The 24,733-nt window shown below is 45.5% G+C and carries 24 protein-coding genes, 2 tRNA genes and 3 pseudogenes; 25 read left to right on the top strand and 4 right to left on the bottom strand.

Going from position 1 to position 24,733, the window contains the following annotated elements; genetic code table 11:
• Window positions 1–16: 16 nt before the first annotated feature.
• The 6 genes from DXA13_RS11540 to DXA13_RS11515 all read left to right on the top strand — a co-directional run bounded on the left by DXA13_RS11540 (window position 17) and on the right by DXA13_RS11515 (window position 6,664).
• The gene (locus DXA13_RS11540) at window positions 17–958 is read left to right on the top strand and encodes a hypothetical protein (RefSeq protein WP_118244565.1); all 942 of its coding nucleotides are present in this window, start codon (window positions 17–19) and stop codon (window positions 956–958) included.
• A 23-nt stretch (window positions 959–981) separates the two neighbouring features.
• Window positions 982–2,034 carry a tripartite tricarboxylate transporter substrate binding protein gene (locus tag DXA13_RS11535; RefSeq protein ID WP_118244563.1) on the top strand — a complete coding sequence of 351 codons (1,053 nt, stop codon included), beginning with the start codon at window positions 982–984 and terminating at the stop codon, window positions 2,032–2,034.
• Between the two features lie 17 nt (window positions 2,035–2,051).
• Window positions 2,052–2,543 (top strand): tripartite tricarboxylate transporter TctB family protein, encoded by a 492-nt coding sequence (locus tag DXA13_RS11530; protein WP_118244561.1) that lies wholly within the window; start codon window positions 2,052–2,054, stop codon window positions 2,541–2,543.
• 14 nt (window positions 2,544–2,557) lie between these two features.
• The gene (locus DXA13_RS11525; protein ID WP_118244559.1) at window positions 2,558–4,048 is read left to right on the top strand and encodes a tripartite tricarboxylate transporter permease; all 1,491 of its coding nucleotides are present in this window, start codon (window positions 2,558–2,560) and stop codon (window positions 4,046–4,048) included.
• Between the two features lie 47 nt (window positions 4,049–4,095).
• A complete protein-coding gene (locus DXA13_RS11520) occupies window positions 4,096–4,818 on the top strand; it encodes an RraA family protein (RefSeq protein WP_118244557.1) in 723 nt (240 codons plus the stop codon).
• 286 nt (window positions 4,819–5,104) lie between these two features.
• Window positions 5,105–6,664: a glycine-rich domain-containing protein gene (locus tag DXA13_RS11515; RefSeq protein WP_118244555.1), complete on the top strand. Its 1,560-nt coding sequence runs from the start codon at window positions 5,105–5,107 to the stop codon at window positions 6,662–6,664.
• Between the two features lie 80 nt (window positions 6,665–6,744).
• Here DXA13_RS11515 and tnpA read toward each other — a convergent pair.
• Window positions 6,745–7,217 (bottom strand): annotated as a pseudogene (tnpA, locus tag DXA13_RS11510) (IS200/IS605 family transposase).
• A gap of 169 nt (window positions 7,218–7,386) precedes the next feature.
• Window positions 7,387–7,460, bottom strand: a tRNA-Met gene (locus DXA13_RS11505).
• Between the two features lie 457 nt (window positions 7,461–7,917).
• On the opposite strand from DXA13_RS11505, the gene DXA13_RS11500 reads away from it, so the two are divergent.
• The 6 genes from DXA13_RS11500 (at window position 7,918) to DXA13_RS11480 (ending at window position 12,975) form a co-directional block, all read left to right on the top strand.
• On the top strand, window positions 7,918–8,790 hold the full coding sequence (locus DXA13_RS11500) for a hypothetical protein (RefSeq protein WP_118244553.1): 873 nt from the start codon (window positions 7,918–7,920) through the stop codon (window positions 8,788–8,790).
• A gap of 201 nt (window positions 8,791–8,991) precedes the next feature.
• A complete protein-coding gene (locus tag DXA13_RS21020) occupies window positions 8,992–9,168 on the top strand; it encodes a hypothetical protein (RefSeq protein ID WP_181995636.1) in 177 nt (58 codons plus the stop codon).
• 71 nt (window positions 9,169–9,239) lie between these two features.
• Window positions 9,240–9,395 carry a L,D-transpeptidase gene (locus DXA13_RS11495; protein WP_278287045.1) on the top strand — a complete coding sequence of 52 codons (156 nt, stop codon included), beginning with the start codon at window positions 9,240–9,242 and terminating at the stop codon, window positions 9,393–9,395.
• Between the two features lie 46 nt (window positions 9,396–9,441).
• Window positions 9,442–10,173 (top strand): hypothetical protein, encoded by a 732-nt coding sequence (locus DXA13_RS11490; RefSeq protein ID WP_118244548.1) that lies wholly within the window; start codon window positions 9,442–9,444, stop codon window positions 10,171–10,173.
• Window positions 10,174–10,190: 17 nt separating this feature from the next.
• Entirely contained in the window at window positions 10,191–11,132 is a 942-nt protein-coding gene (locus DXA13_RS11485) for a glycosyltransferase family 2 protein (protein ID WP_118244544.1), read from the top strand.
• Window positions 11,101–12,975: a DUF6020 family protein gene (locus tag DXA13_RS11480; RefSeq protein ID WP_118244542.1), complete on the top strand. Its 1,875-nt coding sequence runs from the start codon at window positions 11,101–11,103 to the stop codon at window positions 12,973–12,975. The genes DXA13_RS11485 and DXA13_RS11480 overlap by 32 nt, the downstream gene beginning before the upstream one ends.
• 91 nt (window positions 12,976–13,066) lie before the next feature.
• Here the strand turns inward: DXA13_RS11480 and DXA13_RS11475 are convergent.
• A tRNA-Val gene (locus DXA13_RS11475) sits at window positions 13,067–13,139 on the bottom strand.
• Between the two features lie 167 nt (window positions 13,140–13,306).
• On the opposite strand from DXA13_RS11475, the gene DXA13_RS11470 reads away from it, so the two are divergent.
• The 13 genes and pseudogenes from DXA13_RS11470 (at window position 13,307) to DXA13_RS11405 (ending at window position 23,797) form a co-directional block, all read left to right on the top strand.
• Window positions 13,307–14,221, top strand: a complete 915-nt coding sequence (locus DXA13_RS11470) for a diacylglycerol kinase family protein (RefSeq protein WP_118244540.1) — start codon at window positions 13,307–13,309, stop codon at window positions 14,219–14,221.
• Window positions 14,222–14,246: 25 nt separating this feature from the next.
• Window positions 14,247–14,797: pseudogene (ispF, locus tag DXA13_RS11465) on the top strand (2-C-methyl-D-erythritol 2,4-cyclodiphosphate synthase).
• Between the two features lie 44 nt (window positions 14,798–14,841).
• Entirely contained in the window at window positions 14,842–16,251 is a 1,410-nt protein-coding gene (cysS, locus tag DXA13_RS11460; protein WP_118244538.1) for a cysteine--tRNA ligase, read from the top strand.
• Window positions 16,236–16,712: a ribonuclease III domain-containing protein gene (locus DXA13_RS11455; RefSeq protein WP_118244536.1), complete on the top strand. Its 477-nt coding sequence runs from the start codon at window positions 16,236–16,238 to the stop codon at window positions 16,710–16,712. Before cysS ends, DXA13_RS11455 begins: the two co-directional genes overlap by 16 nt.
• Window positions 16,709–17,454, top strand: a pseudogene (gene rlmB / locus DXA13_RS11450) (23S rRNA (guanosine(2251)-2'-O)-methyltransferase RlmB). The gene DXA13_RS11455 and the pseudogene rlmB overlap by 4 nt, the downstream one beginning before the upstream one ends.
• Before the next feature lie 28 nt (window positions 17,455–17,482).
• Window positions 17,483–18,406: a transglutaminase-like domain-containing protein gene (locus tag DXA13_RS11445; protein WP_243009086.1), complete on the top strand. Its 924-nt coding sequence runs from the start codon at window positions 17,483–17,485 to the stop codon at window positions 18,404–18,406.
• Between the two features lie 81 nt (window positions 18,407–18,487).
• Window positions 18,488–19,540 (top strand): type II secretion system F family protein, encoded by a 1,053-nt coding sequence (locus tag DXA13_RS11440; RefSeq protein WP_118244534.1) that lies wholly within the window; start codon window positions 18,488–18,490, stop codon window positions 19,538–19,540.
• A 13-nt stretch (window positions 19,541–19,553) separates the two neighbouring features.
• Window positions 19,554–19,895 carry a hypothetical protein gene (locus DXA13_RS11435; protein ID WP_118244532.1) on the top strand — a complete coding sequence of 114 codons (342 nt, stop codon included), beginning with the start codon at window positions 19,554–19,556 and terminating at the stop codon, window positions 19,893–19,895.
• Window positions 19,896–19,897: 2 nt separating this feature from the next.
• Window positions 19,898–20,386 carry a DUF4860 domain-containing protein gene (locus tag DXA13_RS11430; protein ID WP_118244530.1) on the top strand — a complete coding sequence of 163 codons (489 nt, stop codon included), beginning with the start codon at window positions 19,898–19,900 and terminating at the stop codon, window positions 20,384–20,386.
• Entirely contained in the window at window positions 20,383–20,907 is a 525-nt protein-coding gene (locus DXA13_RS11425; protein ID WP_118244528.1) for a hypothetical protein, read from the top strand. Before DXA13_RS11430 ends, DXA13_RS11425 begins: the two co-directional genes overlap by 4 nt.
• Complete coding sequence (locus DXA13_RS11420; protein WP_118244526.1) at window positions 20,904–21,371, top strand: hypothetical protein; 468 nt, start codon at window positions 20,904–20,906, stop codon at window positions 21,369–21,371. The genes DXA13_RS11425 and DXA13_RS11420 overlap by 4 nt, the downstream gene beginning before the upstream one ends.
• 20 nt (window positions 21,372–21,391) lie before the next feature.
• Window positions 21,392–22,462, top strand: a complete 1,071-nt coding sequence (locus tag DXA13_RS11415) for a PilT/PilU family type 4a pilus ATPase (protein WP_118244613.1) — start codon at window positions 21,392–21,394, stop codon at window positions 22,460–22,462.
• Between the two features lie 384 nt (window positions 22,463–22,846).
• Window positions 22,847–23,797 carry an L-lactate dehydrogenase gene (locus DXA13_RS11405; protein ID WP_118244522.1) on the top strand — a complete coding sequence of 317 codons (951 nt, stop codon included), beginning with the start codon at window positions 22,847–22,849 and terminating at the stop codon, window positions 23,795–23,797.
• A gap of 40 nt (window positions 23,798–23,837) precedes the next feature.
• Here the strand turns inward: DXA13_RS11405 and DXA13_RS11400 are convergent, their stop codons facing one another.
• Window positions 23,838–24,731, bottom strand: a complete 894-nt coding sequence (locus tag DXA13_RS11400; protein ID WP_181995634.1) for a DUF4397 domain-containing protein — start codon at window positions 24,729–24,731, stop codon at window positions 23,838–23,840.
• Window positions 24,732–24,733: the final 2 nt, after the last annotated feature.

Raw genomic sequence — 24,733 nt, 5'->3', positions numbered from 1 at the left:
AGGAGGAACAAGAAAAATGAGAGAACACCTTGTAAAAGGGGTCAGCGATTATTTTAGAGGAAGACAGTGGTGCGATTTTATGGAGCATCATTTGATCAGAAATTACGGCGAAGAGGTATACCACGCTCATCTGTATGTGGATACCTCAATCCATCCGGATTCCATGTACAGCATTATACCGGCCTATTTTGAGGCGGTAAACCGTCCGCTGGACAGGAGTATGCATGCACAGTCTCCCAGAAATCAGCTGGGCTGCATCCATGGAATCCATCCGACGGGCTGCCCACACTGGGAAATGATTTTCCGGTTCAATGAGGATGCTGTTCTGGAAGCCATGCCGGAGAGCGCTCCCGAGTCAGAACATGGTAAAAATGTGCTTTCCTGGGACAGGGAATGCATGAATCAGTTTACAAATGATATTCCGTTTAAAGTGGTAGGGCCGCGGGAAGAAGAAGCGATTCGTACGTATTTCAACTCATGGCATTGGAAAAAGGCTCTTCAGTACGTTGCAGACGACAGCGTCACACATGTCCATCCCAATTTTGAGATCAGTTTTGATCCCAAGATTCTGGAGATATATGCGATCGAAGCTATGCGTAAGATCGGCTGGACAGTAGAACGAGCAGTGCCGTGTGTGTTTGATATAGAAGGTCTGATAAGGAAGAAAAAGCTGACAGAGGATGACCCTATCCGGTCCTACAGATATATGGGTAAGATCTGCTTTACGCTGGGGCATCCGGAAAAAATGTTTGATTTTGCGTGGCTGTTTAATCCTGAAGTGACTATTCGTCCGGCACAGAGAGCCTGGATATCCGAAACTCCCGGATTCGATGTTTTTTATAAAGATAATTACGATGAGGTAATTGCCGGCTTTCCATACATAAGGCTAACAGAAGACGAAATAAGGGAAGTTATAAAAACATTTTATCAGAGTAACCCGTTTGCAGAGATACTTTAATTTGGAGAGGAGAAACTAAAGTTATGAGGCTGAGAGCAGCACTGTTATTAACACTTGTACTGGGGATGGGCAGTTTAACGGCTTGCCGTGGAAACGGTCAGCAGGAATCGGTGGCAGAGAGTGTACAGAAATCAGAAGAAAACGGCGGCAAAAAGGGGGCGGATGGAGAAAAGGCATCTGCAGTGGATACGGATTATCCGCAGAAAGCGATTCAGATTATTGTACCTGCTAAGGCAGGCGGAGATACGGACACGGCTGCACGGCTGTTTGTCAGCCATCTGGAAAAAGAGCTGGGCGTCCCTGTGGTTGTCGTGAACGTTGCGGGTGCCAGCGGAACGATTGGTACGTCACAGGTTTACGATGCGGACCCCGACGGATATACAGTATTATTTTTCAATCCGGAAGCCTTTCTTCCAAAGGCGTTTGGAGTATCAGACCTTGGAGTATCAGATTTCAAGATTGCAGGGATTGGCGTATTTGACTCAACGCTGGTATTCGCGACGAGAAAGGATTCGCCTTATCAGACGGTTGATGAGCTCATACAGGCAGCAAAGGAAAATCCTGGAACAATTGAACTGCCGGCGATGCAGCCGGGCGGTTTTTCCTATGCGAACGCTCTGATTCTGGAGAAAGCGCTCGGTGTAGATTTTAATCTGACAGATATCGAAAGCAACGGAGAGAAGATAGTGCAGCTCCTGGCTGGTAAAATTGACATTATGGGAAATCAGTACGGCTTGATTCGGGATTATGTGGAAAATGGAGATTTTATCCCATTATGCCTGATGAGTGATGAAAGAAATGAGCTGCTTCCGGAGATACCTACTTTAAAGGAACAAGGCTATGATCTGGGAATTGGTATTGATAAATATTTCTTTTTTGCTATGCCAAAAGAGACGGATCAGGCTGTTGTAGATAAATTTTCGGCAGCTTTGGAAAAAGTCGTGGAAAATCCGGAGTATGTAAAGGCAGCAGAAGCAAATTATACGACGCCTCTTTACATGAATTCTGCGGATGCGACGGCATATCTGCTGGAAGCGGAATCGGGATATAAGAAACTGGCAGAATTGATGGACTGACAGACCGGAGGAATGGGATGAAAACTTTTACGGACAAACAAAAAGATATGTGCATTGGATTGTCGGTAATGATCATGGGAGGAATCGCCTATCTTTCCTCCTTTCACATAAAAGATACATCAGGAGGTGTCAGCGCGTCAACAGTGCCGCGGCTGTGTGCTGTAATTTTGTGTGTGCTGGGAGCGCTGCTTTCAGGAACATCATTGATGGAGAACAGGAAAGAAGAACAGGCCCAGGGACAGGCAGCGTCTGGCGGCAGAAAGATGGGAATTACTGTCCGTACGATATCAATTCTGGCAGTATTTCTTATGTATGCTGCAGTTTTAAAGAAGGCAGGTTATCTGATCTCTACGCCTATATTTATCTTCTCATTGATCATGATATTATGTCCGAAACAGGAAAGAAAGAAGGCAGTGTTCGTCTTGATCTCTATCGCTGTTACCGCCGCAGTTTATGGAATATTTGTACTTGTGTTTCACGTTCAGCTGCCGGCCGGCATTCTGAAATAAAGGGGGGAATTGGTATGTGGGATTTGCTGCTCGGGGGATGTGCTGATATTCTCAATCCTCATGTGCTGGGAATGATGCTGGTTGGAACTGTATTTGGAATAATCGGAGGAGCGACTCCGGGTATATCAGGAGCCATGACTCTGGCGCTGTTTCTTCCTCTGTCGTTCGGATTCAATTCCGTAACTTCTTTGGCGCTTATGATTTCTCTATATGTAGGCAGTATGTCAGGCGGACTGATATCGGCAGTGCTGCTTAAAATTCCGGGTACACCGGCCGCAATGGCTACCACATTCGACGGAGCTCCGATGGCGGAAAAAGGGGAAGCAGGAAGAGCTTTGGGAATCGGAATTGTATTCTCCTTTATCGGAGGCATTATCAGCATAGTATTGCTGTCGATTATGGCACCGCTGCTGGCAAAAGTGACGCTGCAATTCAGCTATTATGAATATTTTGCAGTAGGAATTTTTGCATTGACGATTATTTCAGCTGTGGGCAGCGGCTCCATGCTCAAAAGCCTTATTGGCGCTGTTATTGGATTTTTTATCTCATTCGTGGGAGTCGGATCGATCAGCCCGTTTCCTAGATATACTTTTGGCCTAAAGGATCTGCGAGGAGGATTTAATATTTTGACGGTTATGATCGGATTTTATGCAGTATCACAGCTGCTGAACGCAGGAAACCGAGAATTAGGGACCGATCAGGGTAAAGTGTTGAAATTCCGTATGAAAGGGTTTGGATTTTCATTGAAAGAAATGAAAGAGCAGACAGGAAATGCAATTTTGTCAGCTCTAATCGGTGTGGGGATAGGGATACTACCTGGACTTGGAGGAAGCGTATCAAATCTGGCGGCTTATGCGGCAGTAAAGAAGAAATCTCATTACCCAGAAAAATTCGGAACCGGTATTATAGATGGTATTGTAGCTTCAGAGACTTCCAACAATGCAACTGTAGGAGGTGCAATGATTCCACTTATGACCTTGGGAATACCGGGAGATAACACAACCGCTATCCTTCTGGCAGCATTTATGATTCATGGGATTACGCCGGGACCGCTGCTTTTTGAAAAAGAGGCAAGACTTGTATACAGTGTATTCGCAGCAGCGCTTCTGGCTCATTTTTTCATGTTGGTTGTGGAGTATTTTGGAATACGTATATTCGTCAGAATACTGACTATAAAAAGTTATATTCTGCTTCCTGTTGTGGCAGCCCTCTGCGGAGTAGGAGCTTATACTGTGAATAACCGCATATTTGATGTGTGGTGTATGATTGGTTTTGGGCTACTGGGATTTGCCTTGGAAAAATTGGGATTTTCCTTGGCTACAGTGATTTTGGGAATGATACTGGGACCGATTATAGAGCTCAATTACTGCCGGGGCATGCAGAGAAGCCTTGGAAACTTTGTCCCGTTTTTAACATCTCCCATATCAGGAACAATCTTAGCAGCAACGGCAATAATTGTAATCGCAGCCTGTATACGGGCCGTGAGACAAAGGCAGACGGCGTAAATACAGGGACGGAGCGCAATATAGAGATGAACAAAAGGAGAAGTGCCATGAAAAAACTGACAAAGGAACAGATTGAAGAACTGGAGATGTTCGACACACCTACTGTATGTAATGCGCTGGAAACATTTCATTGCAGAAGCCGGGTGGAGGGCTATATGAAGCCGGGCATGATCCTCCGGACGCCTGCAGGAAAGCCGATGGTGGGATATGCGGCAACGGCAAAGGCCGGAGGCAGATTTCCACGGCCGGATGCTCATCAGAAGCTGATGGAATATTACGGGCATGTAAGAGGAATGGCTGATCCTACAATCGCCGTGGTTCAGGACATTGACAAAGAGCCTGCGGCGGCATTTTGGGGAGAAGTCCAGGCGACGGTACATAAATCCATCGGCTGTGTGGGAACGCTGACCGACGGGGGCGTCAGGGATATTAAAGAGGCCGGAGAACTGGGATTTCAGTTCTTCTCCACATCTGTTGAAGTGGCTCACGGATATACGCATGTGGTGGAATGCGGCTGCCCCGTTTCTATACTTGGGCTTGATATATATCCAGGAGATCTACTGCATGCGGACATCCATGGCGTAGTAAAAATTCCTCACGAGATCGCTCCTGTGCTGGCAGAAGCATGCAGGAGGGCAGCGGCAGCAGAACTGCCTATGCTGGAACCGTGCCGAAAGGCAATTGCAGAGGGCAGAAAGCCTACGATAGAGGAACTGGATTCCTGGAGAAATGATATGACAGAGGCCAGAAAGCAGGCGGAAAAGCAATAGGGCGGATAGCGGACTGGATGTAAATCAACAGAACAGCAGGTATACATAAAAAGAAAAAGTCTGGAGAATTCCAGGCTTTTTTTACGTTGATGGGAGGTTTACAAATATATTTAAATGGGGACAAATTGTCCCGAATACTGGTGTATGATGATCATAACAAAAGATAGTGATGTGCATGGAAAGCGCGGAACTATTGGCTGCATAGCTTGACCGTCGGGTCAAGACGTTTCTCGCTTTTTTATAACGGGGAACGAGCGCAGTGAAAAATACAAAGGAGGATTAAAGAATGCCGGTATATACAAATGCAGGTGGCGGCAGCGGCCTGGATACGGATGAATTGACAGCGGCAGCAGCTGACGTATTGAAAGGAAAGACCGCTGGAGTAAGAGGAAGTGATGAGCCAGCTGCCGGTACGCTGGAATTGACCGGAGACGCGGCGGATTCCACTGTACTTGCGGGAAAGACGTATTATAACGTGAATGCAAAAACGAAGAGAACGGGAACCATGGCAAACCAGGGAGCAAAGACGGCAGCACTGAACAGTGGCGGAAGCTATACGATTCCCACAGGATATCACAATGGAGCCGGGAAGGTGACTGCCAACAGTCTGGCGAGCCAGACGGGCGGTGCAACAGCAGAGGATAAGTATGTCTATAATGGAAAAACATACTGGAAGGATGGGGTCAAACGGACGGGAAATATGGCGGTAAGTCCAGCAGCTTCTTTTAGTGTTGCAGCTTACTCAGCAACCCAGTTTACATGTACATGGAAATGGCCGTCAAATGGACCATATTCCGGAGTCATAATCAGAGGGAAACTAGGCGGTTATCCAGGCAACATATCGGACGGACAGCTTTTCTATCAGGGAACAGGAAACAATGCGGCATTAGGAGGCAGTTCCAGCGTAATTATCGGTGGCGCTCAGGAAGGGAGCAGCGGAACTGCATATTATTTTCGAATATGGGTGTATTGCACATGTTCAGCAGGGAATATGTATTCTGGATATTTACAGGCTGCAGCATCAACTAAAGCAAGAGGACAGCAGATATTTACTTCTTCCGGAACGTTTACTGTACCGGCGAACACAACATGTATTGACATATTTTGCGTTGGAGGAGGAGGAGGCGGTGGCCAGAACAATGCCTCAACGACATATGATAAAGGTGGTTGCGGAGGCGGAGCTGGTTATACAAGGACAAAAATACACGCGTCTGTTATTTCGGGGCAGACATATGCTGTTACTATAGGCGCTGGAGCCGCTGGAGGCAATTCGAATACGAATAATAGCAAAAAAACATGGAATCAAGTATCAAGAGGAGGATCTTCCTCGTTAGGTTCCCTCTGTTTTTCACGTGGAGGTTTTACAGCACAGAGTTCGAGTACTGCGTATTATGATGCTGGTTCTCCTGGCTCTGGAGGATCAGCAGGAGGGGCCAGTGTAGAAGGAAATACAATTGGCTGTAGTGATGGTGAAAACGCTTACAGTAGTAATGGATATATTCTAGATCAAGATGCAATGGAGAATGAAGCAAATGTTTACAATATAAAAAATTATGGACAGGGAATTACGACACGTGCCTTTGAAGAATCAAATGGAACTTTGTATTCTGGAGGCGGTGGAGGCGGCGGATGGTACAATAAAAGCGGAAACCAAGGGTATTGGTATGGTAATGGCGGTGTTGGTGGTGGCGGACATGGAGGGGAAAAAGTTAATAATATAGAACCAACACCTGGAGACGCCAATACCGGAGGCGGTGGAGGTGGTGCAGGAACCAGAAAGGGTGTTGGCACAACTGGCTCTGCATCTGGTGGCTCTGGCATTGTTATTGTACGTTGGGGGTATTGATAAAGCACTTCCTTACTCCCGCTTAGCCTCTAAGGGGGGCTTGCTGGTTTGCTTTGACTACCTACTGACTCTTAAGAGTCTTACTTCTTGTTTTTCTTCACCGGCTCACCCGTAAACGGGTCAATGTACTCTACTAACGTCATATGGTCATATTCAAAGTCCTCCTTTATCTGATTTTGTATGTATGCCTTTATGGCCGCCGTATTCTTCCCTACTGTGTCCACGTAATATCCACGGCACCAGAAATGACGATTTCCGTACTTATACTTTAGGTTCGCATGCTTCTCGAATATCATGAGTGAACTTTTTCTTTTGAAATATCCCACCATCTCTGACACTGAATATTGGGCGGAATGCTTACCAGCATATGGAAATGATCTGGCATGCATTGCGCCTCGATTATCTCAATCCCTTTTTTTCGGCATAAGGTCCCTAGTATTTGGCCTACATCGGCCTTGATATCTTTATATATTACCTGCCTACGATATTTTGGTGCAAAAACCAGATGATACTTGCAATCCCATTTTGTATGAGCTAAACTATTATTGTCCATTATTGGACCTTCTGTGCTTTTTTATTTGTGGTTTGCAGACCTACATCTATTTTAGCACAGGAGTTGCTTTTATCTGAAGATATTCTCTCCACCTGCAGAGCAGATGGTTTATTTTTACTGTGACACCAAAAAATCCCTCGTAAGCCATAAACTTACGAGGGATTTTCAGTAGCGGAAGGGAGATTTGAACTCTCGACACCACGGGTATGAACCGTGTGCTCTAGCCAACTGAGCTATTCCGCCATATTCTGTTGTTTGCAGTGCTTGTTTCTCTCGACTGCTTAGATAGTATAATACGAATTGTTTTAATTGTCAACACTTTATTTTACAATTTTTTCAAGAAAATATTTATTCAAATTAATTACTGATAGCGACCTGTGCGCAGAGCGTGCAGGTTATCGTATTTTACTCTTTATTTTAAATGAAAGGCGGCAAATTAAAATCGAATTACAACTTATAGTTGAAAATAAACAACTAATAGTTTATAGTAAGGATATGAGGTGAAAGATGATTTGCATTATGTAAATCAGGGAAAGACCGAAGAGTTTTGCAAGCAGAATAAAAAATAAAAGTGAGGTAAAGAAGGTATGAAGAAAATGTATCCGTTACAACTTTAAACACGAAAACAGCAAAAAGGCGGAAGAAGTCAGTCGATTTTATTACTCTTAAATAATAGGAAAAATATTAGGAGAATTATAGTATGAGGAAGTCAATTAAAAGATTAATCGTATTAATACTTGCATTATGCTTATCAGTTTCAACTTCAATTACCTCCTTTGCGGACGGATGGGTACAGGATTCTAAGGGATGGAAAGCGAAAAATAGCGATGGTTCTTACATAACAAATTCCTGGTATCAGGATTCAGAGGGGCTGTGGTACTACATTGGGGCTGATGGCTATATGCTCCGTAGTTCGTGGACACCAGATAATTATTATGTCGGTACGGACGGTGTCGTGATTGATTCTGTAAGAAAATTTATGGAAATTGACGCAGGAGACGGAACAAAGATACAGGTAGAAGTTTTTGACGTGGAGGATGATGGCACATGGTACGGAAGAACCTCACAAGGCGATCCGGTGGCAGGTATGGGCAGATATGGCGAATTTGGGAAAGAAATTTATGATGTACTTGTGAAAAACTGGATGGATGGAGTTTATGCAGATGAATTTGAACTTCGATACGATGCAGTATTAATGCTGGGTATGATATCGGAAGAAAATTATGAAGCAATCATTAAAGAAATACGTGCAATGAATCATAAGATTGCAATGAATGAGTCGTTAGAAGCGTGGAAAATGGATTTTGCAAATAAATGGAAAGCAAGCTATAGCAGTGTGTGCGCAGAAGCTAAAAAAACAGATCCTAAGCTTACAGGCGTAGTAAAACATACTTTTACAGTATCGAACTCCGACGAAGTTTCTGCGGAATTAGCACACGATATTTGTAATAAGTGCGCCGTTATGTATAGTCCGAACAGGATATACAGATATAAATGGAAGGTAGAAAATGGCATGGTTTATGTGACTGTAGCAAGCTCCACAGGCGCAGTTACCGAAGATATGTTGAATTAGTCAATTGGCGTTTCGGTAACTATAAGACAATAATTCGGAGGATACTATGAGGACTTTGATAAAAAGCACAATATTGACCTTTCTATTTTGTTTATCAAGTCCAATGATTTCATTTGCGGGGGAATAGGCGCAAGATGAAACAGGGTGGCGCTATTTAAATGATGATGGATCATATTCAGTAAATGAGTGGCAGGAAAAAGTGTGAACGGATCACTTGTATTTGATAAATTTAGCCATCAGATGGAGCCTTGGCTGAATGGAGAAAAGATTTATCATTGCCTGGGGATAGCAGGAGCATTAACAGGTGATAAGGAGATGGAAGGGGATTATCATATCCCAATATCGAGGACGCAAAACGAGGATTGTCACAAGGATTGATATCAGCCGGCCACTATAGCAAAATTGTTCATGCAATCGAACAGGAAGGATAACCAGACTGGTATACTCCGTTGGGCGGTGAAATTATGATACATGGAAAAAGAGGGATTACGGATGAAACCAGAGGATGTATTGGTATACGGGATTCTGACATCGATTACATGTGGAACTTTGTAAATGTCGATACAACAGTTATTATACAGGAGCGGGATATGAGGAATCCGTGATTCTCACCACAAAAACCAAGGAAAAGGGTTGAAGAGAGGAAAAGATATGAAGAACGATGGATTAAAAAAAGCAGTATCCTTACGAAAAGCAGCAAAGAGTCTGGCAATAATAGGAATGGCAGCCTGTTTATCCGCAGCCGGTTCCATAACAGCTTTCGCAGTCGAGGACACGAACAGAATGAAGCTGTTTGGACAGGAATTACAGGTCTATATAGAGAATGAACAGAACAAAAGATATATGGGGATTGTAGAGGGAGCGGATGTCATTTATGTTTCGGATCTCGTACCGGTGGATCCCGGCAAGACTATGGAGAGCGTGATAGGAGAATTTATATACCATTTATATACAAGGAAGCCCGTTGAACTAAAGGAGATTTCTCCATCTGAAATAGATCCGATTGTTTTAGGTTTAGCAGATACGACGGGATATCATTATTTGCAGTATGTGATTGAAGAATATGATGATTACGATATCGATGCGAATATTTATCTGTTTAAAATGCCATCGGGATATACGAAAGAATCACTAGGATATCTGTCAAAATATGTAATTTACGCGAATGGTTCCGCCCCTTCAGACTCTACGGAAGATCATTGGATGCAGGATGAGAATGGCTGGTGGTATAGAGATACAGACGGCTCATATCCGGTAAATACGTGGAGAGAGATTAATGGAAAACAATATTATTTTGGACCGGACGGTTATATGCTTCATGATACGGTAACGCCGGACGGTTATACCGTTGGTTCGGACGGGGCATGGACAGAGAGTGAATGAACACCAGGAGATACAAAATGGATGAAATTGCAGTGTTAATCCCCTGTTTTAACGAGAGCCAGACAATAGGAAAAGTAGTAAATGACTGGAAACGGGAGCTTCCGGAAGCGGTTATTTACGTATATGATAACAATTCCACAGACGGGACCGACATATTGGCGAAAGAGGCCGGCGCGGTCGTACGGTACGAGAGCCGGCAGGGAAAAGGGAATGTCGTCAGAAGGATGTTCCGGGAAATCGATGCCCGCTGTTATATTATGATTGACGGTGACGATACATATCCTGCGGACGCGGGCAGAAGCATGGCGGATCAAATCTTAGCGGGGCAGGCGGATATGGTGATAGGCGACCGCCTGTCGTCCACTTATTTTGTGGAGAATAAAAGGCCGTTTCATAACATGGGAAATTCCATGGTGCGTTTCTGCATCAATCATTTGTTCAGGAGCAGTATCAGTGATATCATGACTGGCTACAGGGCTTTCAGTTATCAGTTTGTGAAGTCGTTTCCGGTGCTTTCAAAAGGCTTTGAGATTGAGACGGAAATGTCGGTCCATGCAGTCGATAAAAATATGTACATAAAAAGTATCGTTATTGAATACCGGGACAGGCCGGCCGGGAGTGAATCAAAATTAAATACGATTTCGGACGGAATGCGGGTATTAAAAACCATATTTAATTTATACAGGAATTACAAGCCTGTGAGATTTTTCGGTATGGCGGCTCTGATCCTGTTTCTATTATCAGCCTGTTTTTTTGTCCCCATTTTTATTGAGTATATTAAAACCGGTCTGGTTCCTCATTTCCCCACATTAATTGTCTGTGGATTCTGCGTAATAGCAGCCCTGCTGTCCCTGTTTTCAGGACTTATTTTACAGACCCTTATTCAGAAAAACCGTCAGGAATTTGAATTTCATTTACTGGAGGTAAATGAAGACTTTAAAAGAAAGACAGGGGATTAAAATAATTGGAATTACTGACAAATGGAGGATTTTTATGGATTACCGGGTGATTACATATAAGAAATACCAAGTGATAGGCAGTATGATAATTGCCATGGGAGCTGTTGCAGCGGTCAGCGGACTGGTTAAAATTTATGGGTTATATGACAGAATCTATTTTAATAAAGGCGTCATATCCTTTGGAGTGTTTTTGCTGTCGGCGGTAATGGTAAAAAAATCAGGAGAAGAGTGGGGAAGGGACAGGAGAACGGCTTCTTTTGCGTTTCTACTTTCCTTCCTTCTAATATTTACTGAGATTCTGGGAACGGGACTTCGCCTTTCTGCTAATGCAGATGGAGTGGAATGGAGTATTCCGGTTATATTCTGGATTGTTGGGAGTTCGGTCATACTCAGCCCTATGATGCAGCCGTTCTTTTTTAAGCTGATAAATGAAGGCGGAAATCCGCCGGAAACGGCCCGTCGGCGCAGATCTCTAAAGCGGGTTTTTTACAAGACATGGCTGACTTTATTCCTGTGCTATCTTCCGTGTTTTCTTGCGTTTTTTCCAGGCTTGTACTGTTACGATATGATCTGGCAGTGGGGGATGTTCGTAAACAAGGCGTTTAATACTCACCATCCCCTTATTCACACATTGTTTGCAGGCGGGATATTAGAAATGGGAAAAAATATTTTCGGTACCTATCAAGCAGGTTTGGCGATTCATTCACTTGTTCAGCTGGCGGTCCTTTCCGGAAGTATTGCATTTGCGGTTCGATTTATGTTGAAAATCCGTTTGTCCCGAAAAATGAGAACGGCAGCAATGGCTTTCTACATCCTTTTTCCATTTATCCCCATAACAGGGCTCAGCACGACGAAAGATGTTGTATTTGGCTGCCTTTTTCTGATATTTTTTGTGTGTATCTGCGACATGGTTACTATGAAATCTATTTACAGGGGAAGGAGGCTAATCCTTTTTCTTGCAGCCTCCATCCTCATGGGGCTGTTTCGGAATAATGCTGTTTACGGGCTTGGCGTTACAGGCTTCTGCTGCTTTGGAGCATGGGGGATGAAAGCTTTTTCCGGACAGAAGGATAAAATTCTGCTGCAGTTTGCCGTACTGTTTCTTGCCTGTATGATTGGTACTTTCGGCAGCTTCTTCGTGATGGAGAAAGCGCTCCGCGCCAGTAAGGGAAGTATTGGGGAAATGATGAGCATCCCCTGTCAGCAGCTGGCCAGAACGTATGTCCTGCAGAATGATTCGCTGAGTTCAGATGATAAGGAGGAAATGGAGAAATTCATATCCGCAGATGCCATGAACGGATATACATATTATGTGTCCGATCCTGTAAAATCCGGACTTCACGTGGATTATCTGAAAGATCACAAAAGGGATTTTCTGAATCTATGGCTGAGATTAGGCGGCAGATATACGGGAGAGTTTATTTTGGCGCCTGTTTATAACACGATGGGGATATGGTATATGGGAGGCGATTCGAGCTGTTATGTGGAGTTTGTCATGAGCCCGCCTTTTGACGAGGAACATGTGGTGGAGACTCATAGCTTTTTTCCTGCTTTAAGAAGAGGATACAGCTGGTTTACAGACAGCAATATCCAGGAGTCGCTGCCCATGTTATCGATCGTTTTTTATACGTCTTTTTATTCGTGGATGGTTTTGATCTGCACCGTTGTTTTGGCGGCATGGAGACGGTATCCATACTTAATCCTTTCAGCAGTGCTGTGGGGGTATATGATTTCTCTTATACCTGGTCCATGTATTATCGTCCGCTATATGTTTGGCGTGATCCTGTGCGTTCCGGTAATGACAGCACTGACATTTTACAGACCTGACGGCGGAAGAAATTAAGAACAAGGTCTTTCCTAGAAAGTAAAAAAGCCCCTTCACAGAAGGGGCTTAAAAAATTTAATTATTCCTGTTGGTATTTCAAAATAAAAAATGGGACCTATAGGGCTCGAACCTATGACCCTCTGCTTGTAAGGCAGATGCTCTCCCAGCTGAGCTAAGATCCCATAATGACGTGCCTGTTACCTTGCTTTTGCAATTGTAACTGCGTAAATTAGTATAAATGGTATTGTCTAAATTGTCAATACTTTTTTGACAATATTTTATAGAAATTTTCTTTTTCATTTACCTGTTTTATGGTATACTATGGGTAGTAAGTGACAGGAGGTTTTCCATGTATTATTTTATTGCGAATCCACATTCGGGGAATGGTCGAGGGTATAAAATATGCAGACAAGTGGAAAGACAATTAGGGAACGCCTGTGTTGAGTATGAATTGTTTCTAGTCAGAGAGCCGGGAGAGGCAAGAGAAATTGCCAGAAAGCTGACAGAAGGCTGTAAAGATCCCAGAATCATTGTGGCCGTTGGAGGGGACGGTACGGTCAATGAGGTCTTGGATGGAATATGTTTCTGCGGAACGGTTACAATGGGCTATATTCCTTCTGGAAGGGGAAATGATCTTGCAAGAAGCTTGAAGATGCCGTCCAGCAGCAGCCGGTGCCTGAAAAAGATTTTATATCCGAAATATCATAAGATGCTGGACTACGGGGTCATATCCTATGGCGAAGATGAGATTCTTCACAGAAGATTTGCCGTGAGCGCCGGTATCGGACTGGATGCGTCGGTTTGCCACAGCCTTCTTCACCAAGGTGTAAAAAGGCTTTATTTGGGTAAGCTGAATTATATCCTGACAGGAATGAAGCAGTTCCTTTTGGCAAGGCCCGTAAAGGGATATATCCTCCTGGACGGGGTACAGAAGGTGGAATTTAATCATATTTATTTTATATCAGCTCATATTCATCCGTATGAGGGCGGCGGTTTCCGTTTTGCGCCTCAGGCGAATTGCATGGATGGAAAGCTGACGATTTGTGTTGCCCATCATTCCGGAAAATGGAAGCTTTTAAGCTTTCTCGTAAATGCATTGACGAGGAAACAGCGAAAATACCGCGGCGTGCGGAACTTTGACTGCCGTGAAGTGAGTATTCATATGGACAGACCGATGGCAGTGCATGCGGACGGAGAAAGCTGCCTTATGCAGACAGACATTCAGATGCGCTGTATTCAGAAAAAACTGAGGATGATGGTTTAAAAATGAAAACTACAGGAGTATGACGATGAGAATAGGACAGGGATATGATGTACACAGGCTGGTTGAAGACAGAAAGCTGATTCTTGGCGGCGTGGAGATTCCTTATGAAAAGGGACTTCTGGGCCATTCGGATGCAGACGTGCTGGTTCATGCAATAATGGATGCTCTGCTCGGAGCGGCAGCTCTGGGGGATATCGGAAAACTATTTCCGGATACGGACCCTGTATATGAAGGAGTCTCCAGCATACAACTTTTAAAAAATGTAGGAGAGCTGCTGGACAAAAAGGGCTTTGTGATTGAGAATATCGATGCTACGGTTATCGCCCAGAGGCCAAAGCTTGCACCATATAGGGATGAGATGAGAATGCATATATCAGAAGCGCTTCATATTGACATATCTCAGATCAGCATCAAGGCCACCACAGAGGAGGGGCTGGGATTTACAGGCTCCGGCGAGGGAATCTCGTCTTCTGCAATTACCCTGTTGACGACAGTGGTGATTATTGCTATTATGATAGAATGCAGGCAGATACTGGTAAGTGTTCCGGCTGCGGAGGCTGTAAAAGAGAAGGCTGATAGGAGTTCGGCCGGAAGCAGTATAAGAAAAGAGGAGAAAAGTCATGAAAATTTATAATACGCTGACGAGGAGAAAAGACGAGTTCGTCCCGCTTGAACCGGGAAAGGTGAAAATGTATGTCTGCGGTCCAACCGTGTATAATTTCATCCATATCGGCAATGCCAGGCCGATGATCGTATTCGACACCGTACGCCGCTATTTTGAATATAAAGGTTATGAAGTAAACTATGTGTCGAATTTTACTGACGTAGACGATAAGATTATTAAAAAAGCCATCGAAGAAGGCGTCGATGCGGATACCATTTCCAAACGCTATATTGCCGAATGCAAGAAAGACATGGAAGGTATGAATGTTAAGCCGGCAACGAGGCATCCGCTGGCTACAGAAGAAATCTGCGGCATGCTGGACATGATCGGAGAGCTGATTGAAAAGGGGCATGCATATGCGGCAGAAGACGGCACCGTCTATTTCCGCACGAAATCTTTTAAAGAATATGGGAAATTGTCCCATAAGAATTTGGATGATCTGCAGTCAGGTTTCCGTGAAATTAAGGTAACAGGAGAAGATGGAAAGGAAGATCCTACGGATTTTGTACTCTGGAAGCCGAAGAAAGACGGAGAGCCTTTCTGGGAGTCCCCGTGGTGCAACGGCCGTCCCGGCTGGCACATTGAGTGTTCCGTCATGTCTAAGAAATACCTGGGAGACCAGATCGATATTCATGCAGGCGGCGAAGACCTCGTCTTTCCACACCATGAAAATGAGATCGCCCAGAGTGAGGCGGCAAACGGAAAGGAATTTGCAAGATACTGGATGCATAACGCATTTCTGAACATTGATAATAGGAAGATGTCCAAATCTCTCGGCAATTTCTTTACGGTCAGAGAGATCAGCGAGAAATATGACCTTCAGGTGCTCAGATTCTTCATGCTGAGCGCCCACTACAGAAGTCCGTTGAACTTCAGTGCAGACCTTATGGAAGCCTCCAAGAACGGCCTTGTCCGCATTCTGAACTGCGTGGATAAGATGAACGACCTTTTAAAGAGCGCAGCAGGCGAAGCTCTGACGGATGCAGAACAGGAAAATGAAAAGGAATTAAAGTCCCTCGTTGAAAAATATGAGGCTGCCATGGATGATGACTTCAATACGGCGGACGCGATAGCTGCTGTATTTGAGATCGTAAAACTGGCTAATTCCACAGGTGATGAAAACAGTACAAAGGCATATATTTCCCTTATGAAGGATACTGTTGTGAAGCTTTGTGATGTAATGGGAATCATTGCGGAGAAAAAGGAAGAGATGCTGGACAGCGAAATCGAAGAGATGATCGCCGCAAGACAGCAGGCCAGGAAGGATAAGAACTTTGCCCTTGCAGACGAAATCCGCGGAAAGCTTCTGGAAAAGGGAATCGTTCTGGAGGATACGAGAGAGGGCGTTAAATGGAAAAGAGCTTAACCGCACGCTGCAGTGAGGCATTAAAGCTTCATGATGTGGATGCGGATTCCTATTCCCCTCTGGCCCTTGCCTATATCGGGGATGCAGCATATGAGATCATCATCCGTACCAAGGTCATGAATCACGGAAGCATGCAGGTTAATAAGATGCACAAGAGGACAGCAGGCCTTGTGAAGGCAGAGACGCAGGCAAATCTTTACAAACTACTGGAGGATGAGCTGACGGAAGAAGAGAAAGCTGTTTACAGGCGCGGCCGCAACGCCAAGTCGGGGACTATGGCGAAGAACGCGACGATGAAAGACTACCGTATGGCCACGGGCTTTGAAGCGCTGATTGGATGGCTCTATCTGAAAGGGCGTATGGAACGTATGGTGGAAATTATCGCCTCCGGTCTTTCCAAAATCGGAGAGCTTGGGGATACAGAGGATAAAGAGAAGACGGAGGCAGGAGAAACGACATGAGATATGAGGAACTGACGATAGAAGGAAGGAATGCCGTACTTGAGGCCTACCGTTCCGGTAAGACAATCGATAAGCTGTTTGTTCTGGAAGGCTGTAAGGACGGCCCTGTCCAGACGATTCTGCGAGAAGCGAAAAAACAGTCTTCCATTGTACGTTTTACAGCGAAAGAGCGTCTGGATCAGATGTCTTCGACGGGACATCATCAGGGGGTAATCGCTTATGCTGCGGCATACGAATATGCAGAGGTGGACGATATCCTGAAACTGGCAGAGGAGAAGGGCGAACCGCCGTTTATCTTTCTGCTGGATGGGATTGAAGACCCTCATAATTTGGGGGCGATTATACGTACGGCAAACCTGGCAGGAGCTCACGGCGTCATTATTCCAAAAAACAGAGCGGCAGGGCTTACGGCTACCGTAGCCAGAACATCGGCAGGAGCTTTGAATTATACTCCGGTTGCAAGGTAACCAACCTTGGGGCCGCAATCGATGAACTGAAGAAAAAAGGATTGTGGTTCGTCTGTGCAGATATGGGCGGAGAAGTCATGTATCGCCAGAATCTGACAGGACCGATCGGCCTTGTGATCGGAAATGAAGGCGAAGGGGTGGGCCGTCTTGTGAAAGAAAAGTGCGATATGGCCGCATCCATACCGATGAAAGGTGATATTGATTCCCTGAATGCGTCGGTTGCAGCCGGTGTTCTTGCTTATGAAATCGTAAGACAGCGTCTTCAGATGAAATAAGCGAGGTTGTAAGAAAAGAGGGATTATCGTGAATCGATGGAAGAAATTTCTGGCAGCAGGTCTGTGCTCAGTCGTCATGGCATCCGGACTGGCTTATGGAGGATTTGAGGCAGCCGCCTCTGTAAAAGGAGGCGTGCCTGGCAGGATGAGCAGCCTGATACCGTCTGCGCCGGGAACGACCAAATATGAAAATAAAAAAGTGACCGTCGATGCTTCAAATATAAGCGAAGGTTATGTAATGGTAAAATATAACGGAAGCGGCGGAAAGATAAAGGTCCAGGTGATCAAGTCTGGCGGGGAGACATATACGTATGATCTGAATGCCAGGGATGCGTATGAAGTGTTTCCGTTTACAGAGGGAAACGGTACATATACGGTAAAGGTATTCGAAAATATTTCAGGCAATCAGTATATGCAGGCTTCCAGCAATGATCTGAACGTAACGCTGTCCAGCCAGTTCAAGCCGTTTCTGTACCCGAACCAGTACGTCAATTTCTCGGACTCCAGCCAGGTAGTGACTGTCGCCAAAAGTCTGGCGACTTCCGCCCAGGACCAGATCGGAATTGTAAAGAATGTCTATGATTACGTGACAGATAACATCGTATACGACAATGCGAAAGCTTCGTCGGTCCAGTCGGGATATCTGCCGAATGTAGACCAGGTGCTGGCACAGAAGAAGGGCATTTGTTTTGATTATGCGGCGGTGATGACGTCTATGCTGAGATCCCAGAATATACCCACTAAGCTGGTGGTAGGCTATACGGGAAGTATCTATCATGCATGGGTCAGCGTATACCTGGACAACATTGGCTGGGTGGACAACGTAATTTATTTTGACGGACAGGACTGGAAACTGATGGATCCAACCTTTGCATCTTCTGGAAAGAAGAGTCAGGAAATCATGGATTACATCGGGAACAGTTCGAATTATAAGGCAAAATATTCCTATTAGTATTATTACAGTTAAAAAGGATTTAGATGAAAAGGCTGCCAGGCATGAACGATCTGCCGGCAGCCTTGTGTGGAGAAGAATATGTCAGAGATTAAAAATAAAAAATATACATATCAGGAACTGGCAGCTTTCTGCCTTCAGATCTCCATGCTCCTTAATGCAGCGGTCCCTCTTGATGAGGGACTTTCCATTATGTCTCAGGATGCAAAAGATGAGGCTGAAAAGAAAATGCTGCTGTCGATGGCGGAAGGATCGGAGCTGGGGCTGCCCTTTTTTCAGGTACTGGAAGAGACAGGGGCATTTCCATCCTATGTGGTCCGTATGGCCAGACTGGGGCAGGAAACAGGTACTCTCGATGAGATGATGTCATCCTTGTCAGATTACTATGAAAAGGAATACCAGCTTCTAAGAAACATTAAAAATGCAGTGACATATCCGATCGTGATGATATTTATGCTGTTTGCAGTTCTGTTCGTTTTATTTGTAAAGGTTATGCCCATATTTGAAAACGTATATAGTCAGCTTGGTGCGCAAATGTCCCCTGCAGCTCAGTCGGCAATCCGCTTGGGAGGAATTTTCAGCGGAACGGCTCTTTTTATTGGAGCCGTACTGGTGATTGCTGCGTCCGGTGCGTATATCATGTCTTCAATGGGCATGAAGGTATCTCTGGCAGAAAAATGCATATATGCGGTGAAAGGCAGAAGCAGGATCGCTGCAGCTGTGGCAAAGCGGCGTCTGGCTTCTGTGATGTCCCTTTCCATACGCTGTGGGATGGATATGGAAAAAGGGCTTGAGCTGGCTTCCGACCTGGTGGAAAACGACAGAATCAGGGACAGGATTATGGCCTGCCGCGACATGATGGAGGACGGAAGCGACTGCTACCAGTCCATGAAAAAAACGGAATTATTCAGTGGTTTTCACATTCAGATGATTCAGGTGGGGCAGAGAAGCGGCCATCTCGATCAGGTTATGGAGGAAATTTCCGACAGCTATAAAGAACAGGCAGACGAAGCCATAGACGGAATCCTTGCCCGCTTTGAACCGACGCTTGTTGCAGTACTGGCTGTAGCTGTTGGATTTATCTTGCTGTCGGTTATGCTTCCGCTGGTGGGGATCCTCTCTGCAATCGGATGAAAGGACGGAGCATATGATAAAAAATGGGAAAGAAGGCTGGAAAGCCGCAGGCGGATATTTGATGTCGGCGCTCATTTTTGTATTGGTCCTTCTCCTGTTTGGAGCAGGAACCATCGCATTTGCAAGGAAAGCAAATGAAAATGGGGCAGAAACGCTGCGGTCCAGCATTGGAAGGGCCTCTGTCCAGTGCTATGCCATTGAGGGAAGATATCCTCCAAGTGTGGAGTATCTGGAAGAAAACTACAACATTCAGATTGACAGGAAAAAATACAGTGTTTTCTACAGCGGCTTCGCCTCGAATGTTATGCCGGATATTACGGTTGTGGAGATTCAGGGCGAGGAACAGGGAGGATGATAATGAAGAAATTCAGTGCCCGTAAGGGTCAGGCGGTCAATGTTTTGTTCACCATGATTCTCTTCCTCGTATTTGTACTTTGCGCGTTGTTTACTGTTTTAATCGGCGGAAAGGTCTATGAAAATATCAACAGGAGAACAGAGGAGAACTTTTCAGGCTGCACGGCGCTCCATTATGTAGCGAATAAGGTGCGCCAGGGGGACAGGATGGGATTGATTGACGTGACTGAAGTTGACGGAACGCCTGTACTGGAAATCCGGCAGGAAACAGAAGATGAAACATATATAACGTGGATATACAGTCAGGATGGCTGGATCAGGGAGCTGTTTACCTTTGAAGACAGCGGTCTGGGACTCTCGGACGGTCTCCCTATTACGGAATGCAGCGGCCTGGATGTGGAAAAAGACGGCAGCCTCGTTACGATCACCACAGAAGGAGAAGCCGGCAGCAGGATTATGCTGTCTGTCAGGAGCGGAGGTGATAGGCAATGATCAGCCGAAAGCCGGGAAAAAATGAGAAAGAGAAAGAACATATTAAAAAAAGTGGTCTTGGGACTTCTGTTTTTATGATGGAGATGATCGTAGTGGTCTTCTTTTTCAGTCTCTGTGCAGCTGTTTGTATTCTGTTATTCGTGAAAGCAGATAACATGAGCCGACTGGCTGCCGATACAAATCAGGCGGTTACCAGGGCGGAGAGCATAGCGGAAATATTCAAGGCCGATGAGCTGGAGAATTATAAGAATTATCCGGAGACTGCAAAAGGAGCTGACAGAAACGGGGATTCTTATCATTTTGCCTGGAACAGTTTGTGGGAATCAGAACAGGCATTTCAGACGGAAGAAAGAAGCAGGACTGCGGATTTTTACGGAGATGTGACTGTCAGTCGGGAAGATGAGGAAAATGGAACCATGGAAACGGCGACGATTCAGATGATCCGAAGCAGAGACAGGAAGGTATTATATGAGCTGACCGTTTCTTCTTATATAGGTTCAGAAGCGGGAGGACGACGATGAAAACGAAGATGAATATAGGAATATCGTCCCTTATTTTGATTTTTATCGTCCTGTGTCTCGTTACCTTTGGACTGTTGTCGCTGAGCAGTGCAAGAAATGACCTTGTCCTGGCGGAGCGCAACGCGGAAGCTGTTCAGGAATACTACAGGGCAGATACTGAAGGAGAGCGTTTTATAGCGATGGCGGACAGCAGGCTAAAGAAACTCGCAGCTGATTCCGGCATGAATAATTTTCCTTCTGTTTCTTCTGAAAAGCTGAAACAAATAATGGGAGATTATTATAATGAAAACGAGCGCACCATCCGTACGGACATCTCCATGGAACGGGGGCAGGCGCTTCATGTAGAGCTTGACCTTGAAAAAGACAGCAGGAGAGGAACCTTCTGCAGTGTCCGGTCATTTTACGTATATAATCAGGAAGACTATGAAATTGACCAGTCCATACCTGTATGGACCGGACAGTAAAAGGGAGGAACGAAGGAGTTATGGAATATACGGCACAGGAATTGCTGACAAAGGCAGTAGAACGGGAAGCAGGTGATATCTTTCTGATTCCAGGCATGCCGTTTTCATATAAGATCGGCGGCAGAATAGTATGCCAGGACGACAGAAAAATTTATCCTGACGAGATGAATGAAATTATCCGGCAGATTTACGAGCTTGCCGGAGGAAGGGATCTGAAGAAAGTTCTGGAAACGGGAGATGACGATTTTTCGTTTGCAATCCGGGGCGTTTCCAGATTCCGCGCCAGCGTGCTGAGGCAGAGAGGTTCCCTGGCTGCTGTAATCCGCGTAGTAACATTTGAACTGCCTGATTTTGAGGCGCTTCATCTCCCGAAAACAGTAATCGATATCGCTAAGATGAACAAGGGGCTTGTACTGGTGACTGGGCCGGCCGGAAGCGGAAAAAGTACGACTCTGGCGTGCATTATTGACGAGATCAACAATACAAGAAATGCCCATGTTATAACATTGGAGGACCCCATCGAATACCTTCACCGCCATAAGCTCAGCGTCGTAACACAGAGAGAAATCGTTACGGATACGGAGAGTTATGTGTCAGGACTTCGGGCGGCGCTCAGACAGGCTCCTGACGTTATTCTGCTGGGAGAAATGCGTGATTATGAAACAATTCGCACGGCCATGACGGCGGCAGAGACGGGCCATCTCGTTATTTCGACGCTGCATACGGTCGGGGCGGCCAATACGATTGACAGGATTATCGATGCCTTTCCGCCGAATCAGCAGCAGCAGATCAGGGCACAGATTGCCATGGTACTCCAGGCGGTCGTGTCTCAGCAACTGATCCCTTCGGAAACCGGCGGTCTTTATCCGGCTTTTGAGATCATGTTTTTAAATAATGCGCTCAGAAATATGATCCGTGAGGCTAAAATTCATCAGATAGATGGTGTGATCGCAGCTTCCCAGGGAGAGGGAATGCTTTCTATGGACAGCAGCCTGATTACACTGTACCGCAATGGGATTATCAGCAGGGAAAATGCTGTGGCATATAGTTCCAACGGCGAATTGATGGAGAAAAAGCTGAACAGGGGATAGTTTCTCCATATAATTTCAATATGATTATCCGGATATCATTTCCACCCAATATAAATACTGAGGGCGGAGATGGTATCTTTTTTGCGGCAGCTTTGAACCTTTCTGCAGAATGGAGGTTCAGTCATAAGAAACCAGGCCGCTGCGGAATCAGAGAGGAAACCGATATTGCAAAGGAAACAGAATATCCTGTCCGGCCTGCGGCCGGTCTGTCTGTTGAAGATACCTGGTCAGTAATAATTAGAGGTGGATTGTTTAGAATAAATAATGATAACTATTATCAATTATATTGCATATAATATAGCCGGATGGTATAATTAAAGCAAATCAGAAACAAAATATAATAGATATAGGAACAGCTAATCTGACAGAAAAGAGGTTTTCATTATGAGAATAGGGAAAAAGAAAGTTGCACTGGTGGGAACAGGTATGGTAGGCATGAGCTATGCGTATGCCATGCTGAACCAGAATGTGTGCGATGAGCTCGTTTTAATTGACGTCAATCGTACGAGAGCAGAAGGAGAAGCCATGGATTTAAGCCATGGTTTGGCATTTTCAGGCGCCAATATGAATATCTATGCAGGCGATTACAAGGACTGCCGAGATGCCGATATCGTAGCAATCAGCGCAGGTGTGGCTCAGAAACCAGGTGAGACAAGGCTGGATCTGCTGAAGAGAAATGCACAGGTATTCCGCTCGATTATAGAACCGGTGACAGAATCCGGCTTTAACGGGATTTTTCTCGTCGCAACGAATCCGGTTGATATCATGACGCGGATTACCTGCGATCTGTCTGGATTTAATCCAAGAAGAGTCATTGGTACGGGAACTACCCTTGATACGGCAAGGCTTCGTTATCTGCTGGGGGATTATCTGAAAGCGGATCCCAGAAACGTTCATGCATACGTTATGGGCGAACATGGAGACAGTGAATTCGTGCCATGGAGTCAGGCGATGCTTGCCACAAGGCCAATTCTGGATCTGTGTGAGGAGAGCGACGGCGAGATCTGCAGCGACAAGCTGGATGAGATTGCGTCGGAAGTGCGGGACGCAGGATACAGAATTGTTGAAGCGAAGAAGGCGACCTATTATGGAATCGGAATGGCAATGACCAGGATTACAAAGGCTTTGCTGGGAGACGAACACAGTGTTCTGACCGTATCAGCCAATTTAAAGGGGGAATACGGCCAGAGAGATGTGTTTGCCGGCGTACCGTGCATCATAACTCAGGACGGCGTTCAGAGGGTCCTTACGCTTAACCTTTCAAAAGAAGAGATGGAGCGTTTTCAGTCATCCTGTGAAATACTGAGACAAAACTATGAAGGTGTTCTTGAGTAAATACGTCATGAACTATGTGGTCTGTTCCGGATAGAGAAGTCTAGTCCTCTACGGTAATTGCGCGCAGGCTGTAGTCAGACCAGTTATTGCCGATCAGATAGGTCGTATAGCTTTTTCCGGCTGCAATATCAGCAGAAATAGTAAGAACCGGAGAGGACCAGGTGCAGGAAGAACGGTATATTCCAGATGAAATGACCGGTATTTCACGATATGTGTCAGAGCAGGAAAGGCCGGCAACCTGGAACTTCCAGCTGCCTTCCTGCGCCTGTTTATATGGGGTCACCGTGTTATAGGAAACATCGTGAAATACGGTTTCTCCTGTCTGAAGCAGAATGTCGTAGAACGAGCCTACAAATGACATGTTGGCAACGCGGTAACAGCCGTAATTTCCTGTAAGGTTATTGCAGGGAGTATCCGACAGCTGGGAAATTCCCAGGCCGGTGGTCTCTGAATCCATAACGACCATTGTACTCTTTTCTCCGGCGCGGAAAGGGAACATTTTCTCAAAGAGCACGGTCCGCGGACCGGAAGCGCGCGTAATTGTTACATTATGGAACCCGTCCGGAACGAAGTTGTAATCTCCGATTGTCCCAAAACGGGCATTCTGTGCATACACTGTATTATCGATAGAAATTGTCAGCGGAAATGGGGTGGAGGCGGCAATTAGAAATCGTACCTCCCCATAAGTAAAGGCATCCTCCGGATAAGAAGTCCAGTTGGATGGGGTATCAGCTGTGTCTAACAGGGTGACGCCTGTTTCTTCGGGAGATTTTGGAAGCGGGGCAAGAATATTTTCCTGTGACTGCGAAGAAACGTTGTTAAAAGAGCGGGAATCCGCAGTGCAGCCACAGCTGTAACCGCCGTCTGAAGCAGTCTGCAGTTCCATATTGGAAAGGCAGCCTGCCGCGGTGGCGGAAGAATTGTTTTCAGCCATAA

The sequence above is a fragment of the Clostridium sp. AM58-1XD genome (assembly GCF_003464085.1).
Lineage (GTDB): Bacteria > Bacillota > Clostridia > Lachnospirales > Lachnospiraceae > Lachnoclostridium_A.
This window is presented reverse-complemented; position numbering and strand designations above follow the sequence as displayed.